The organism is Spiroplasma endosymbiont of Dromius quadrimaculatus (assembly GCF_964031155.1).
Classification (GTDB): Bacteria; Bacillota_I; Bacilli_A; order Mycoplasmatales; family Nriv7; genus Nriv7.
This window is the reverse complement of the sequence record NZ_OZ035010.1, coordinates 602,076-618,077: the sequence shown is the minus strand read 5'-3', so window position 1 is coordinate 618,077 and position 16,002 is coordinate 602,076. Positions and strand designations below refer to the sequence as shown.

Below are 16,002 nucleotides of genomic sequence, written 5' to 3'. Positions count from 1 at the left end.
AAAAAAATGAGTTTACAAAAACTTAATGTTCATTTTACGAAGCAAGAGTTACTCACGGGTACAGGAATTGGTGTTATTTCAGCTTTTATGTATTCATTAGCACCATTATTAATTATTTTTTTAGATACGCGAGCATTAAATAGTTTTATTTTAGCAACAGTGCAAGAATTTGTTTCTTGAATTTTAGTTGTTTGTCTTACTAATAAACCATTAAAGTTTTTAAAACAAATTTGGAAAAATACTAAAAGTATGTTAGGAATGATTGTAATTATTGCTGGTATTTTTGGTGGTCCGATTGCGCAAGTATTGTATATCTTATCAATTCAATTGGCAGCGCAAATGAGTGCTACGGCAACAGTGTTAGTAAATATTGCTCCAATTTTTACGGCTTTATTATCAAGGTTATTATTAGAGGAAAGATTATCTTTTATTGCTTGGGCTGGATTACTTTTAACATCTTTAGCGGTTATTGGTTTGGTTATTTGACAAATTATTACTGAGTTTAATAAAACAATATTAAGTCCTGACCCTAGTGATATTCAACCGTGAGTAAAAGCTACTTGGGCAATAATTTTGTCATTGTTAACGGCGATTTTATATGCTATTGAATCAACAATTCTTCATTTTGCAATGAGTAAGTCTAAAAATAAAATTAATGAGAAGGATGCATTAATTTTAAAAGCGTTTAGTTCATCGTGGATAATGTTAATTTTTGTTTTACCAATAGTTTCGGTAATAGGTGGGGGTTATGGTTATGAAGGCTGAGTTCAATTTAGAATTTTTGGTGAATTGAAGGGGCTAACATTTTTATTTATTATCATTTCTAGTTTTGCGATTGCAATTGGGCGAATTTTATTTTTTCGCAGTATTAAAATTTTAAATGGTTCTTATGGAATTGCTGCTCAATTGGCGATGTTGTTATGAACGCCATTGCTTTCTTTAGCAATTTTTGGTTTATATAAAGTTACTAATTGTGATTTTGGTATTATTCAATCTAATATTTTAGATATGCAAATTAAAGATTTGTATTTGGGTGCGACGCAATGAGAATATTATGTCTTTTTAGTTCCAGTGCTTATTGGGTTAATATTGTTGCTGTTTAATGAAAAATTTTTAAAAAAAGATAAGGATGTTTGAACACCTCCAATGGAGTTGAAATAATATATAATTAGTTTAAAGTTTTACTTTTTTATATTTTTTTGTTGTTATTAAATATTGATGCGTATATACTTATATAAAAAGGGAGATATATAATATGGATTTATTAGGTGCTTGAGGTATTATCGGTTTTATTGCGATGATTTTATTAGGAATAGAATTAGTGTTTGTGGTGATATGAAGTCTTGATCGTTTACTTGTAAAGCGTAAAAAAGCAGTTAAAGCAACTAGCATAGAAGAACAAGATAATACTATTGAAGAAGATAAGGTTGAAGAAGTTAAGGTTGAAGAAGTTAAGTTAGATGGAAATCCAGTTCCAAATACTACTACTGTAGAAATTCATCAAGATAACCAAGGAGTGCTATTAGATGAACAACAAGAAACGGTTCAAGAAACAAAGTTATAATATGTTAAAAAGTCAATCAATAAATAATTGATTGACTTTTTATTTATTACTAGTTAGAGTTTAATTTATTAAATTATGAACTAATTAGTCATAATTAATATATGTTATAATTTAATGGTGAAATATTATGGGGTGCTCGAATGAATGAAAAATTAGCAAAAAAGGAAATTTTGCGGTTAAGAAAGTTAATTGAGCAGTGAAATAATGAGTATTATTTAGAAAATAAACCATCAGTTAGTGATGAATACTATGATGCGAAGATGGGGAGTTTACAACAATTAGAAAATGATTTTCCGCAGTTTTTAAGCAAAAATTCACCAACACAATCTGTTAGTGGCAAAGTAGCTTATGGTTTTAATAAAGTTCAGCATAATTATCCAATGTTAAGTTTAAATAATGCTTTTACCGAAGAAGATTTAATTAATTTTGATAATCAGATAAAATCTTTAACTGGTCAAGAAAGTATTGAATATCTTTGTGAATTAAAAATTGATGGTTTGTCGGTTTCGTTGCAGTATGATAATGGTTTTTTAATATCAGCAGCTACTAGAGGTGATGGTATTACTGGTGAAAATGTTACTGATAATGTTAAAACAATTGCTAATATCCCACAAAAAATTAAATTAGTAAATAAGTTGTTAGTGCGGGGTGAAGTATTTTTAGCTAAAAGTGATTTTAATGATTTAAATGAATTGCGTTCTAAAGAAAAAATGCCAGTATTTGCTAATCCGCGTAATGCTGCTGCTGGTAGTTTACGCCAATTAGATGCAAACATTACGGCAAGTCGTAATTTAAAAGTTTTTTTATATTATTATGTTAATGGTCAAGAAAATGGGATGAAAACCCAAGAGGAAGTTTTAGTGACATTAAAAAATTTAGGTTTTCCAATTAATAATGAATATCGTTTATGCAATAGTATTACTGAAGTATGAGAATATATAAAAGAATATGACCTTAAAAGAAAACAATTAGATTATGATACTGATGGCATTGTAATTAAAATTAATGATTTATCATTATATAATATTATTGGACAAACAAGTAAAAGTCCTAAATGAGCAATAGCATACAAATATGCTGGTATTGTGGTAACGACTAAATTACTAGATATCTTTGCATCAATTGGAAGAACGGGTAAAGTAACATATAATGCTAAACTAGAACCAGTAAATTTACAAGGAACAGTTGTTAAGGCGGCGACATTGCATAATGCTGATTATATTATTAATCGTGATATTCGGATTGGTGATGTTGTATTAATTAAAAAAGCTGGTGATATTATTCCTGAAGTTATTAATCCTGTTTTAAAGTTAAGAAAAGAAGGAAATGAACCTTGAAAATTAATTGAATATTGTCCAAATTGTAATAGTAAATTAGAAAATGCTGTTTTAGAAGTTGATCAGTATTGTATTAATATTAATTGTTCGCAAAGAATTGTTCGGTCATTAATACATTATTGTTCAAGAAGAGCAATGGATATTAGTGGTGTTAGTGAGAAAATAATTATTCGGTTGTATCAATTAGGTTGATTAAAAAAAGTTAGTGATTTATATTTATTGGAAAATCGAAAACAAGATATTATTGCTTTAGATAATTTTGGTGAAAAATCATTTAATAATATGATTAAGGCAATTAATCGTTCAAAGATGAAGTCATTGCAACATTTGTTATTTGGTTTAGGAATTCGTCATATTGGTGAGAAAACTGCTTTACAGTTAGCAAAACATTATGAAGATATTGATAATTTACTTAAAGCTAAAAGTGAGCAGTTAGAAATGATCTATGATATTGGCGCGGTCATTATTGAAAGTGTGATTGATTGATTTTCACATCAAGAAAATTTACAATTAATTAATGATTTAAAAATTTATGGTGTTAATATGAAATATTTTCCAATAGCAAATGATAATAAAAATAATCCTTTTTTTAATAAAACGGTTGTGATTACGGGAACATTCACAAAACCAAGAAGTTATTATGTTGAAGAATTACAAGGATTAAATGCTAATATTACTAATACAGTTAGTAAAAATACTGATTATTTATTAGTTGGTAGTAATGCTGGCAGTAAATTAGAAAGTGCTAAAAAATTTAATATTAAAATTTTAACATTAGCAGAGTATGAGCAATTAAAAGAAGGAGTGTAAGTAGTAGTGGAAAATATTACTTCGGAATTATTACGGGAAATTACTAATAATTTAATGCTAGAGTTGGAAGAAGAAGAGTATAAGTTATTAGCAGAAGAGTTTTATATTGTTTTAGAACAAATGAAGTTAGTACAGACAATTGATGTGGAAGGTTATGAACCAATGCATTATCCATTTTTAAATTCGCAACATTTATTACGCGAAGATGATAATGTAATGATTAATGAACAATCACTTGTTTTGCAAAATGCGTGAGAAGTAAAAGATGATTATATTGTTATTAATAGGGTGGTTGAATAATGATGAAAATGACAATTGAATTATTGCATCAGCAATTATTACAGAAGAAAACATCACCGATTAAAATTGTTCGTGATGCGATTGCTAAGGCAAAAAAATATGAACATTATAATGGTGTTGTTAAATTATTAGAAGAAGAAGCGATGGTCATTGCTAAGCATTTGGAATCAATGCCAATTCCTGAAGATAATTATTTATTTGCTATACCTTATGCGGTTAAAGATAATTTAGCAACTAAGAACATTGTAACTAGTGGAGGAACAAAAATTTTAGAAAATTTTGTGCCGACATTTGATAGTAAAGTAGTTAAAGATATTAATGATTATCAAGCTGTTAATATTGCTAAAGCAACGCTTGATGAATTAGGAATGGGTGGTACTGGTTTGGATAGTTTTACGGGTTTTGTTTATAATCCGTGAAATAAAAATCATATTACGGGGGGTAGTTCATCAGGAAGCGCGGCGTTGGTTGCTTTGGGTGTTGTTCCGTTTGCCTTGGCAAGTGATACGGGTGATTCGATTAGAAAACCAGCATCGTATACAGGGATTGTTGGTATTAAACCGACTTATGGACTTATTTCTCGCTATGGGTTATTTCCCTATGCACCGTCTTTAGATACTGTTGGTGTGCTTGCTAATACTGTTCGTGATTGTGCAATTATTATGGATGCGACGGTTAAGTTTGATGCGAATGATTTGACTAGTCAGCAAGCAAAGGAAAAAGATTATTTGCAAAATCTTAGTCCTGATATTAAAAAATATCGTTTGGCGACTATTAAGTCGGTTAATGATGGTTTGCGACCGTTAACGGGAGTTTTGTGGTCTTCGGTAATTAGTAAATTAAAAGAGCAAGGTTTACTTATTGAGGATATTGATTTTCCCCTTGATTTATTAAAGGCATTATTACCAGTTTATATGGTTATTTCGTTTGCGGAAGCTACTAGTTCGCAAAGTAATTTAACAGCAATTAATTTTGGGAAACGAATTAGTAAAGATGATGATTCTTATCAAAATATTATGATTAAAAGTCGTAGTGTATTGGGAAAGACAGTTAAAAGAAGATATGTTATTGGGGCATATGCTTTGGCACAAGCAAATCAACAGAAATTATTTTTGCAAGCAAAAAAGGTGCGACGAAAAATTGTTGATCATTTTGAAAAAATTTTTACTGATTATGATGGACTGTTATTGCCAGCATCTGGTGGTGATGCTCCGACAATTGAGAAAACTATTAATCATAAATTAGAGTTAAGTGATGTTAATAACTTAACAAATGATGCTTTATTATTAGCTAATTTTTCGGGTGCGCCTTCAATCACAATTCCTATTGGTTTAGTAAATGAATTGCCATTTGGAATGACAATTAATTGTTTACCATTTGCTGATCAAAAGGCGTTAAATATTGCTTATGGAATTGAAAAAATTATTAACTTTGAAAATTCTTGTCATCATCGAAAGGAAAAATAAATAATGAAATTACAACCTGTTATTGGAATTGAAATTCATATTGAGTTAAAAACAAAAACAAAAATGTTTTCTAATAGTCCGGTGACATTTGCTAGTATTCCTAATAGTCAAGTAAATGAAATTGATTTGGGCTATCCGGGAAGTTTACCTTCTATTAATAAACAAGCAGTAGTATTAGCTATTAGAGCGTGTCAAGCGTTAAATATGACAATTAATCCAGTATTATCATTTGATCGTAAGAATTATTTTTATCCGGATTTACCTAAAGGATATCAAATAACCCAACAAAATAATCCGATTGGTAGTAATGGTAAATTAACGATTACTACTAACAATGTGCAACAAGATATTTTGATTACGCGGTTGCATTTAGAAGAAGATACGGCTAAACAAATTCATTTAGATAATATTACTTTGTTAGATTATAATCGGGCGGGAATTGGTTTAATTGAGATTGTTAGTGAACCTGTTATTTATGATGTTGAGACGGCAATTAATTATATTGAAACATTGCGTAAGACAGTATTACATTTAGGGGTTAGTAATGCTAAAATGAGTGAAGGTTCATTTCGTTGTGATATTAATATTTCTTTACGACCGATAGAAAGTAAGGATTTTTTTAAACGCGTGGAAGTTAAAAATTTAAATTCTTTAAATAATGTTAAAAGAGCGATTGAATTTGAAATTAAACGACAAACTAATTTAATTAATCAAGGAACGCCTTTAAAGAGTAATGAAACACGCAGATTTGATGAAAAAACAAAAACAACAATTTTAATGCGTTCTAAAGAGTCAACGGTTGATTATAAGTATTTTCCCGAACCAAATATAGTTCCGATTATTTTAGAACAGCATTGAATTGAAGAGATTATTAATACTAGTCCAGAATCGTATCCCCAAAAACAAATTCGTTATGTAGAAACATATGGTTTGCATATTAATGAAGTTAATGTTTTGTTACAAGATATTGAATTAACTAATTTTTTTGAAAAGACAATTGAACATACTAAATATTATCGTTTGGTGTTAAATATGTTTATTGGTGATATTAGTGCTTATTTGAAACAAAAAGATGCTTCTTTATTAGATACTCAGTTAACACCGATTAATTTGGCCCAGATGGTTAATATTTTACAACGAAAGGAAATATCGCAAAGACAAGCCAAGACATTGTTATTACATTTACTAGAAAATAATGTGAGTGTTGAGCAGAGTATTAAGCAACTTAACTTACAACAAATAAATGATGAAAAGATAATTAGGAGTTTAATTAAACCGTTTATTTTGGAAAACTTACAAATATTGAAAGATTATCCTTCTCGTCCTGAGAGAGTGTTAAAGTTTTATATGGGACACTTAATGAAAGTTACTAAGGGACAAGTTAATCCTGAAATAGGACAAAGGATTATTGAAGAAATAATTTCTGAAAATATTAGTAAATAATTAAGTTTACAAAAAAACAGCACAATGTGCTGTTTTTTTAAATATCTTCGGTTTCTTTTGCTCCCGTAATGTATTCGTGAATTTCTTGGATGTATTTGTTTTTAGCAATGAATAGAACTTCGTCGCCGTAGCTAAGAATGGTATCGGCATCGGGCAAGATAATTTTTTTGTTGTGTTTAATGTGAATAATGTTAACTCTTTTATTGTTAATTAGTTTGATTTCTTCAAGGGGTTTTCCTAAGATAATTTTATTTGTGGCTTCAACTAAACTAATGCTAAATTCACCATCAACATCTTTAATGTCAACTTCTAGACCTCATAGGGCTTTTAGGGCAGTTTGTCTTCCTGAGGAAATATCGGGTTTGACAATTTGATTAATCCCAATTGCTCGTAAAATCTTTTCATGAGGATTGTTAATAGCTTTAGCAATGATATTGGTGGTTTCTAATTCTTTTAGGTTAACAGCTACTAGAACTGATGATTGAATATTGCTACCGATAGCAATAATAATGTCATTAATATTTTTAATTCCAATACTTTCTAATGCTTCTAAGTCAGTGGCATCTAATTCGTAGCCGTTAATGTTAGCAAAATTTCCCGTAATTTTTCTGATTTTACTATTATCTTGATCAATAACAATGACATTGTGGTTCATTGATGCTAATGTTTCTGCAACTGCTGTGCCGAAATTACCTAAACCAATTATACAAAATTCTTTTGCTGCCATTATTTAACACCTCTTATATATTTGAAACTATTACCACAAAATTATACTATATTTTATCTTAAAATAATAATCTAAGTATAGTATAATTGGGTAATAAACAAGTAATCGGCATCGCGAGGGTCAGAATGAAAGATATTGATAAATTTTCTAATAATAAAAAATATCTTACTTGATTTAAAAAACTTGGTCAAGTTTTTAAAAATATTTTTATTGGTAATACTGTTAATAAGAAAATTTTGCGAAATTATTTATATGCTGTTTTGGTGGGAACAATTTTATTAATGACACCTTGAGCTGTTAGTAAGACTTATCAATGAGATTTTTTAACAGCATTGTTTACTGCTTCAAGTGCATTTTCTGATACTGGATTAAGTTTAATATCGCCAGCTAAAGACTTAACTTTTTTTGGTCAAATTGTTTTATTGTTGCTAATTCAAATTGGTGGTATTGGAATTATGACTTTAAAGATTATTTTGTTTATTGTAATTGGAAAAAACATTAGTATTGAAGAAAGAATGCTTTTGCAATCAGAAAGAGGTAATACTAAACTTGGGGGCACTGTCCAGTTAATTAAAAATGCTTTTTATGTTTTAGCAATTGTGGAAATTACTGGTGGCGTGATGTTATTTTTTTATTTTTATTTTACACCGATTGATTATTTAGATTCTTTAAAATCACAATCAATTAATTCAATTATTGAATTATTAGGAAAATCGTTTAACACGCCAGATAAATTTAAAGAAATGTTAATTACTAAGGTTTCTGATTGAGAAAATTTTGTTACTGCGGGCAAGGAATTTCCTAATGAATTAGCACGAATTATTAATGGTGTTACTAATAAATATAATAATAATGTTGTAGGGTTTTTACAAATAATTGATAATGATTATTTGCAACAATTAATTACTAAGAATTTTAATGTTACCTATCGAAATTTTGGTAGTAGTTTTTGATCAGGGATTTTTCATTCGGTTTCAGCTACTAATAATGCTGGTTTTGATATTATTGGTCCTAATTCTTTAAGTCCCTATCGGACACAATATTTTGTTCAAGTAGTTTTTTTAGTTCAATTGATTATTGGTGGTATTGGTTATCCTGTTTTTTATGATTTAAAGCAAAAGTCAGTGGCGCGTTATCGTGGTATTAAAGTTAATTTTTCATTATTTACTAAAATAAGTGTGATATACTATTTTTCAATTTCTTTTATTGGTATTTTAGCAGTAATTTTGGTTGAATATTTTGTGCCAACAAAGCTTAGTAATACTTTTATTAATGGTGGTATTAGAAATGTTACTAATACTAATGCTGAAACTTTAATGGCGATTATTTTTAATACTTTTTCAACAAGAAGTGCTGGATATAGTACGATTGATATTAGTTATTTTAAATCGCCCTCAAAGTTTATTTTTTCGATTTTGATGTGAATTGGAGCGTCACCTAGTTCTACTGGTGGTGGAATTAGAACGACAACGCTAGCATTAGTTATGGTGAGTATTATTGCTAGTGCGACACGAAAAAATAATATTAATATGTTTAAAGCTAAAGTTCCTAATGAGACAGCAAAACGCGCAACAGCAGTTTTTATTATGGCGATTTTAATTGTCTTTTTGGCGTCTTTAATTATTATTAGCGAAAATGTGCAGGTGCCGATTGTTGAGGCTTTGTTTATATCTTCATCGGCATTTGGAACGGCAGGTTTAACAATGATTCCTGATTTTGGCCTAAGTTTTTCTGATTATGGTGTTATCAGTAAATTATTTTTAATTAGTTTAATGTTTATTGGTCAATTAGGAGTATCAAATACTTTATTATTAGCAGCAAGAAAAAATGAAATTGAACGATTTGCATATTTAGAACAAGATGTGCCTATTGGTTAGGAGAAAATATAATGGCAGTTATAATGGATGGAAAAGCGATTGCTAATGAGATTCAAAATAATTTGAAAAACAATATTAGTAATTATTTAGAAAAAAATTTACGAAAACCGCATTTAGTAGTATTTTTGGTGGGAACAGAAGAAGCATCAAAAGTATATGTTAATCACAAAATAAAAGTTTGTGAAAAGTTAGAAATTCAAGTTAGTTTAAAAACTTTTAATGAAAATGTTAGTGAGCAGGATTTATTAACAGTAATTAATAAAGTAAATAATGATGATACGGTTGATGCGATTTTGGTGCAGTTACCATTACCTAAACATCTTAATAAAAATCGGATTTTAGATCATATTAATGCTCGTAAAGATGCTGATGGTTTACATTATATTAATGCAGGTAAGTTATTTCAAGGGTTAAAAACGATTGCTCCTTGTACCCCATTAGGAATAATTAAACTGTTAGAAGCATATAATATTGATGTTTTTAAAAAAACGGTTACAATGGTGGGGACAAGTAATCTTGTTGGTAAACCTTTGGCTATTATGTTGCATCATTTAGGGGCAACAGTTACATTATGTAATGAAAATACTGTTGATTTAAAAAAGCATACGATTGGTAGTGATATTGTTATTAGTGCTGTTGGTGTTGCTAATTTAATTGATGAAACAATGGTTAAAGCTAATGCGATTGTAGTTGATGTGGCTATTGTTCGTGATTTGGAAACAAATCGGATTTGTGGTGATATTAAGTTTGATACGGTTAAAGAAAAAGTTAGTTATATTACTCCAGTTCCTGGTGGTATTGGGCCAATGACAATTGCAATGTTAGTAACTAATGTTTATGACTTGTATGTTATTAATATGAATAAGAAAAATTTGAATGTTGTTAATATGAATAATAAAAGTTTAATTGTGGAGTAGTAATTTATGTGAAATCATTTAGAAATTGTTAATCAAGCTTTATTTATTCTTATTAGTTTTTTATTAGGGATTATTTTTGTTGCTTATCTGGTTTTATCTTTATTGTGATTGATATTTTCTTTTATTAAAAAAGGTAATAGTAAAAATCGTGATGGTGGTGAATATTTAGAAGCTATTTTTCGTCAAGAAAAATATCATTTTAAAATTAAAATAACTAAAGTAACGATGCGTTATTTTAATGTTAAATATTATAAACAAGAAGTTAATATTAAAACTAGTGATTATTATAACGATAGTATTTTTCATATTTATAATTGTTTAACTTATGTTGCAAAAATAAAATGAAAACAAAATGGTAAAAGGTATGTATTTTTTATTCATCTAGCAAATTTTATGTTTATTTTTGCATTGTTATGTTATTTTGGAATGATAATTTTATTTTTGCAGTTTTATTCACAAGATTTAATTAGTATTACAAATCTTAATTTAATTAGTAGTACGATTGGATATACTAGTTTAGTGGTGCTAATTTTAGGATGAACTTTATGAGTTTATTTTTATGAGTTAATGCGAAAAGATATTTTACTGTTAGCAGAAGATTATTTAAATGAGCAAGAATATGAACGCATTAGAAAAATTACTCTTATAAAAACTATAATTGTAGGTAGTGATTCATTGTTTATATTTACATTTTAAAGAAAGTCCCTTCTTTTTTTAAGAAGGGACTTTCTTTAAGAAGGAATTAATTTCTAATATGGGACGCATAAAGTTTTGTTAGGTAGGAAAAGGTTTGAATAAGTATTAAGACAGTCAGCAATGATTGTCTTTTTATTTTATAAGATGTTAAAAATTTGTTCTTTGAAAATTAAATACAAGTGAATTAATAATGTTGGTATGTATTAAAGCACGATAAATTGTGGGTGGTCGCCATAACCAAAAGAAGTTTACCAGTTAATAGATAACATCCTATTAGCTATAGCAATTTGTTTCGTTTTGCAATAAAAAAATGAATGGGTGGATTTCCTAAAAATATACACGCTATTAAATTAGTTCCAAGGGTAGGATGCGGATGTTAAAGTGTAGAAATTTCTATGAATAGGGGTATGCTAAGTTTAAAATTATTAAAATCTTTATCTAATTAAAAAAACAAAATTTACTAACAAAGCTTGTTAAACACTTAAATCTGCGATATATAAGTGTTTAAAAAACTAAGTTAACTAACTTAGTTAATATAACTTAGTTTATAACAAATAAGAAAGGTAATTTATTATGAAAAACATTGAAAACATTTTCTTAAATACTAAAAAATATCTCTTAAAAGAAACGCAAAACGCAATGCTTATTAAAGCACCAAAAATTCCGTGATTTAATGAACAAATCGGCATTTGGTTTCCAAAGCGATTTGTTTATAAAGGAAAATATGAAAATTCCATCTGCATCGGAGTAATAAAAGATAGTAAATATCAAGTAATCTCAATTAATCAAAAAGAAAAAGAAACCAAGTTAATTAAAGGACAAGAATTATTAGGTTTTTTTGTTGCCGAAAAAGAAAACAACAAAAAAGATATAAATTATAACTATTTTAAAGGAGCTTAAAAATGAATATTGCGATTGGAATAATATTTATTATCATTTGCATAATGCTATTGGCATATTTTGCTTATAAAATTTATGCCAAAATAAAAATTAGAATTAAATATAAAAATGCCATTAAAAATAATACTGGTAATTTTACAAAAGACGAAAAAGTATTTATTGCTCGCTTTGAAGAATGAGTTAAAGCTCCTAATTCAAAAGAAAATAATGAGAATAAAAAATAATGTTTTGAGAAATTATTATGGAATTCTTAAAACTGTTTGTTCCAATAGAAAAAATGCCTGCACAAGTTGCGTTTATTGCCGGATTAATTATTATCATTACTTTTCTTTTCGCATTAATTTCAATTATGTATTTACCAATAAAAATGATTTTTGGGAGATAAAAAATGACAATAAATTTAAAGGAATTTAATTGAGAACAAATTAAACAAACTTTCTGAGATTTATTTATTCAAATTACAACTATTCCGGCCCATATTAGTGGTGGCAAAGAAATTGATTTAACCCAAGAAACACTTTGACTTTTAATAGCAAACATTGCCTTTTGGTTACTAACGGCGATTATGGTGTGATTTATTCTAATGCTACTTTGAAAAACCATATCAGTATTTAGATAAAAGCAAAAGTAATGTCAAGAAGTTACATTGTGATGCATTCACAAAGAAATTCAAAATTAATTAGAAAAAAATATAACCGAGTTAAGGTTAATCGTGGTTTTAACAAATTTAAGAAAAACTTTGAATATAAATGATGAATGTTTTAAAAAGAAAGGGGGTGATTATATGATTGGAACTTTCTTAGTTGATGCACCAGCAGTAACAAAAATAACAGCTAGTGATGCGATGACTAAATTATGAAATGCAATTATAACGGCGTTTACTAAAATGTGAGAAATTATTGCTGTTAATATGCCACAAGTTGGTAACTTCTTTGCTGATTACTAAATATTCATTTTTCCATTTATTTTGGCAATATTCTTTATTTGCTTTAAAATGTTTGAAAAATTACTTGGAGCAGTACGCTAACAAAAAAATAAAGTGAGGTGCAAGATGAAATTTTGCAAATGAATAATAGAAAAAAATAATCATTTTATTGAATTGAATCGCACCTCATTTTTAATTTTATGACATTGAGGAGCAATTTGATACGTTTATAACGGTTATTTTAAAAACATTGTGAGCTACTTATTTTTAGCAGGTTGTATTTTAATTTTCCTTTTCAAAATTGGTAATTTAACACAAATTAACAAAGTTATTAACTTCTTAAAAAACTCACCATTAAATATTGTGATTGGTTCATTAGGAACTGGTAAAACCGCTTTTCTAGTATACGCATCAAAATTACTAAAAAAGAAGAAATATCACATCGCCTCAACCTTTCCATTACTCTAGAAACCCAAAAATTAAGTTTAGGTCATATGGGGTTATTAGACTTTGATTATCCGGTATTGCCAGACAAAACTTTACTTTTGTGAGATGAAACTAATTTATTTTTAGAAGGAACTGATTGAGAAAAAAATAATACCAAAAACGAAGAAACTGGTATTCAAGAATATTTCGCTTTGGCACGGCATTTTGGTCACATTGTTCTCGCTAGCGGTCAAAGAGATAAACATATATGAGTTAAGGTTCGTGATATTGCTAATAATGTAATTGTGGGAATTCGCAAAAAACCCGTTAAATATTTTTCGCCCTTATTTAAAAGTCATCTATGGTACCTTTACTAGCATTGAAGAATATGAACGCTGACGAAACACCTTAATTGATGCTAAAAATAGTAAAAAGGGTCGTCGCATTAAATATCGTGATATTCCTGAACTTGATATTTATTTTTTTAAACTAAAAATTCCTCTACCAATACTTAACACTTACAATTCTTTTTACCTAGCGTTTTGATGGAATAAAATATTCGTTTGGTGATGTCTTATTTTAACAAATATTTTATCTATTAAAATAAAACTAACTAAGGAAAAGACAAATTTATCTTTTTTAACCATCTTGATAATAACATAAAATCACAAAATTACAAAACAAAAATATAATTGGTCGCATTTAGTTTTCTTAGGTATTTTTTAAAAAAGAAAAAATAATCATTTACTATAAATTATTTCAATATTCAAATTAAGTATATATATCCTATGTACGATTTTTGTTGTAAAAAATTATTTTAATATTGTTTTTGTAAGCATTTTACTTAGGTTTTATAACCTTTTATTAAGATTATGTTTGTTAATATTAAATATTTTGTTTTATTACTTATTTTTTAAATAAAAAGGTAATCAATTTTTAGTTGCTTTTCTTTCAAAATTATTTAAACCTTTTCCTACCTAACAAAACTTTATGCGTCCTAATAATTTATAAAATTATTTAATAAATATTTATTGAATTGTTTTATATTTTAAATAAACACGCTTGCTTGTTGAGAAACATTTTTATTTATTAAAAATTGGTGATTAGCGTTATTTTTGAAATAATAATTATGTTCTTTTTGTAGGTGATTAGCATCATTTTTAAAATAATAATTATGTTCTCTTTGCAATTTTTTATTTAACTTATTAAGATAAAACTCAATTAAATTAACCCCGTTTTCTTTCGCCATTTTCATTGCAATCATATTTTTGAAAACTTTTTCACTATATGATTTAGAGCCATATCCTTTTAATCATTTGACATTATGTGAAATTTGTGATTCAGTGCAAGACCCTTTATATCAATCTTCTTTATAAACCTTAATCCCATCTTTTCTTTTATTAATATAATTAATAAATTTTTTTATATCTTCTTTTTTATCTTTCAAAAATGGATGTTCTTTAATGTTCTTGATTTTTATTAAATTTTTTAAATATTTTATCGCTTCATCAGGGTCGCCACTTTTCAATAATTTATTCATATCTAAATAAATTTGTTTTCTTATTTTTTCGTTATCAGTTAAATTTTTGGTAAGTTTTCTTCTTCGATAAGGAACTATTGTTTTTAATTCTTTCATTAAGTGAAATTCATCTAAAATATAAATTGCACCAATTTCATTAGCGAATTTTTGAATTCATGTTGCTCCATCACCTGCCAGCGTTAACTTACAATTTTCAATATTAAAATTTTGATTTAAAAAATGTAAAAATTCTTTTTTATATTTTTTAATAAGATAATATTTATTTTTTACTGATTTCATAACAATAAAAATCTTTTTATCTCTTAAAACATTTTTGTTTTTAGTACTTTTTATTTCATCATATCCAGTATGGAAATATGCTACTCTAAACATGTTTTTTTCTATTTTTTTATATTTTGTTAAATTACCTAAAAGAATCGTCAACTCCAGCATATAAATATGGTGTTTGAACATTTATTTTTTCTGTCTTTGTTTTTAATTGTTCTTTAAATAATTTATCAAAATTAACCTCTTTATTAATATTTGTGATTGTCATATTGGATATGTTTAATTTTGGATACATATCCTTAATATCTCTTTGTCTTTTAGCACTATCCATTTCTTTTCAAATTGCTATTTTAATAAAAATGCTAATTCTACTTCATTTTTTTCTCCCAATTTTTTTATCAAATAAAAAAACAAATTCATATTTATTAGTATCTTTATTGTAAAAACGAAATAATGTTCTATAAAAAGTAATATCGCCATACTCTGTTTTTTCTGTAAAAGGTCTTTTCCCTCACATAATATAACCATTTTGACCATTGCAATTTTGTTTTCTTAATTCTTGATCAGTGCTTTCTCATTCTTCTAATATTAATCTTTTTCCTACTTCATTAACATCAATATTTACTTTTTCTCTAAAATCAATAGTGTTAAAAACATTCAACATATAATTTTCTCCTATAAATCATCATTTAATGATAGTGAAATCATATACTGCTTAAAATAATTTGTCAGCAATCGTAATCATATTTTTTATTAATAGAAAGAGAAAAATTTATTAATCTTACTATCTTTCTTTTTTTTCACTAG

Annotated in this window: 21 protein-coding genes; 18 read left to right on the top strand and 3 right to left on the bottom strand. The window is 27.3% G+C overall.

The genetic code is table 4. The annotated features are described in order from the left end of the window. Positions 1 to 6 precede the first annotated feature (6 nt). From AAHM88_RS03535 to gatB, 6 genes are all read left to right on the top strand, one after another. Positions 7 to 1,161, top strand: a complete 1,155-nt coding sequence (locus AAHM88_RS03535; protein WP_342263278.1) for an EamA family transporter — start codon at positions 7 to 9, stop codon at positions 1,159 to 1,161. A gap of 94 nt (positions 1,162 to 1,255) precedes the next feature. Beyond that, positions 1,256 to 1,564 (top strand): hypothetical protein, encoded by a 309-nt coding sequence (locus AAHM88_RS03530; RefSeq protein WP_342263277.1) that lies wholly within the window; start codon positions 1,256 to 1,258, stop codon positions 1,562 to 1,564. Positions 1,565 to 1,704: 140 nt separating this feature from the next. Beyond that, positions 1,705 to 3,711 carry an NAD-dependent DNA ligase LigA gene (ligA, locus tag AAHM88_RS03525; RefSeq protein WP_342263276.1) on the top strand — a complete coding sequence of 669 codons (2,007 nt, stop codon included), beginning with the start codon at positions 1,705 to 1,707 and terminating at the stop codon, positions 3,709 to 3,711. Positions 3,712 to 3,717: 6 nt separating this feature from the next. Next, positions 3,718 to 4,011 (top strand): Asp-tRNA(Asn)/Glu-tRNA(Gln) amidotransferase subunit GatC, encoded by a 294-nt coding sequence (locus AAHM88_RS03520; RefSeq protein ID WP_338967449.1) that lies wholly within the window; start codon positions 3,718 to 3,720, stop codon positions 4,009 to 4,011. Continuing rightward, positions 4,011 to 5,477 (top strand): amidase family protein, encoded by a 1,467-nt coding sequence (locus AAHM88_RS03515; RefSeq protein WP_342263275.1) that lies wholly within the window; start codon positions 4,011 to 4,013, stop codon positions 5,475 to 5,477. Before AAHM88_RS03520 ends, AAHM88_RS03515 begins: the two co-directional genes overlap by 1 nt. Continuing rightward, the gene (gene gatB / locus AAHM88_RS03510; RefSeq protein WP_425289538.1) at positions 5,478 to 6,920 is read left to right on the top strand and encodes an Asp-tRNA(Asn)/Glu-tRNA(Gln) amidotransferase subunit GatB; all 1,443 of its coding nucleotides are present in this window, start codon (positions 5,478 to 5,480) and stop codon (positions 6,918 to 6,920) included. It begins immediately after the preceding gene. 37 nt (positions 6,921 to 6,957) lie between these two features. Here the strand turns inward: gatB and AAHM88_RS03505 are convergent, their stop codons facing one another. Beyond that, entirely contained in the window at positions 6,958 to 7,647 is a 690-nt protein-coding gene (locus AAHM88_RS03505; protein ID WP_342263273.1) for a TrkA family potassium uptake protein, read from the bottom strand. Positions 7,648 to 7,772: 125 nt separating this feature from the next. Between AAHM88_RS03505 and AAHM88_RS03500 the strand changes: the two genes are divergently transcribed. From AAHM88_RS03500 to AAHM88_RS03445, 12 genes are all read left to right on the top strand, one after another. Next, the gene (locus tag AAHM88_RS03500; RefSeq protein WP_342189985.1) at positions 7,773 to 9,524 is read left to right on the top strand and encodes a TrkH family potassium uptake protein; all 1,752 of its coding nucleotides are present in this window, start codon (positions 7,773 to 7,775) and stop codon (positions 9,522 to 9,524) included. Between the two features lie 11 nt (positions 9,525 to 9,535). Then, positions 9,536 to 10,441, top strand: a complete 906-nt coding sequence (locus AAHM88_RS03495; RefSeq protein ID WP_342263272.1) for a bifunctional 5,10-methylenetetrahydrofolate dehydrogenase/5,10-methenyltetrahydrofolate cyclohydrolase — start codon at positions 9,536 to 9,538, stop codon at positions 10,439 to 10,441. 6 nt (positions 10,442 to 10,447) lie between these two features. Then, entirely contained in the window at positions 10,448 to 11,137 is a 690-nt protein-coding gene (locus AAHM88_RS03490; protein ID WP_342263271.1) for a hypothetical protein, read from the top strand. Positions 11,138 to 11,710: 573 nt separating this feature from the next. Beyond that, the gene (locus AAHM88_RS03485; protein WP_342263270.1) at positions 11,711 to 12,037 is read left to right on the top strand and encodes a hypothetical protein; all 327 of its coding nucleotides are present in this window, start codon (positions 11,711 to 11,713) and stop codon (positions 12,035 to 12,037) included. A 2-nt stretch (positions 12,038 to 12,039) separates the two neighbouring features. Continuing rightward, complete coding sequence (locus AAHM88_RS03480) at positions 12,040 to 12,261, top strand: hypothetical protein (protein ID WP_342262239.1); 222 nt, start codon at positions 12,040 to 12,042, stop codon at positions 12,259 to 12,261. Then, a complete protein-coding gene (locus AAHM88_RS03475; protein WP_338982040.1) occupies positions 12,261 to 12,422 on the top strand; it encodes a hypothetical protein in 162 nt (53 codons plus the stop codon). The genes AAHM88_RS03480 and AAHM88_RS03475 overlap by 1 nt, the downstream gene beginning before the upstream one ends. Positions 12,423 to 12,425: 3 nt before the next feature. Then, positions 12,426 to 12,656, top strand: a complete 231-nt coding sequence (locus AAHM88_RS03470; protein ID WP_342263269.1) for a hypothetical protein — start codon at positions 12,426 to 12,428, stop codon at positions 12,654 to 12,656. A gap of 11 nt (positions 12,657 to 12,667) precedes the next feature. Next, the gene (locus tag AAHM88_RS03465; RefSeq protein ID WP_338968593.1) at positions 12,668 to 12,802 is read left to right on the top strand and encodes a hypothetical protein; all 135 of its coding nucleotides are present in this window, start codon (positions 12,668 to 12,670) and stop codon (positions 12,800 to 12,802) included. 19 nt (positions 12,803 to 12,821) lie between these two features. Beyond that, entirely contained in the window at positions 12,822 to 12,983 is a 162-nt protein-coding gene (locus AAHM88_RS03460) for a hypothetical protein (protein WP_342263268.1), read from the top strand. Between the two features lie 105 nt (positions 12,984 to 13,088). Beyond that, complete coding sequence (locus AAHM88_RS03455; RefSeq protein ID WP_342263267.1) at positions 13,089 to 13,430, top strand: hypothetical protein; 342 nt, start codon at positions 13,089 to 13,091, stop codon at positions 13,428 to 13,430. Positions 13,431 to 13,456: 26 nt separating this feature from the next. Beyond that, on the top strand, positions 13,457 to 13,765 hold the full coding sequence (locus AAHM88_RS03450; RefSeq protein WP_342263266.1) for a hypothetical protein: 309 nt from the start codon (positions 13,457 to 13,459) through the stop codon (positions 13,763 to 13,765). Then, on the top strand, positions 13,692 to 14,051 hold the full coding sequence (locus tag AAHM88_RS03445; RefSeq protein WP_342263265.1) for a hypothetical protein: 360 nt from the start codon (positions 13,692 to 13,694) through the stop codon (positions 14,049 to 14,051). The genes AAHM88_RS03450 and AAHM88_RS03445 overlap by 74 nt, the downstream gene beginning before the upstream one ends. Before the next feature lie 385 nt (positions 14,052 to 14,436). On the opposite strand, the gene AAHM88_RS03440 is transcribed toward AAHM88_RS03445, so the two are convergent. Together AAHM88_RS03440 and AAHM88_RS03435 are read right to left on the bottom strand one after the other, a co-directional pair. Beyond that, complete coding sequence (locus AAHM88_RS03440) at positions 14,437 to 15,360, bottom strand: Mbov_0401 family ICE element transposase-like protein (RefSeq protein ID WP_342263264.1); 924 nt, start codon at positions 15,358 to 15,360, stop codon at positions 14,437 to 14,439. Beyond that, a complete protein-coding gene (locus tag AAHM88_RS03435) occupies positions 15,332 to 15,859 on the bottom strand; it encodes a UPF0236 family transposase-like protein (RefSeq protein ID WP_342263263.1) in 528 nt (175 codons plus the stop codon). Before AAHM88_RS03435 ends, AAHM88_RS03440 begins: the two co-directional genes overlap by 29 nt. Positions 15,860 to 16,002: the final 143 nt, after the last annotated feature.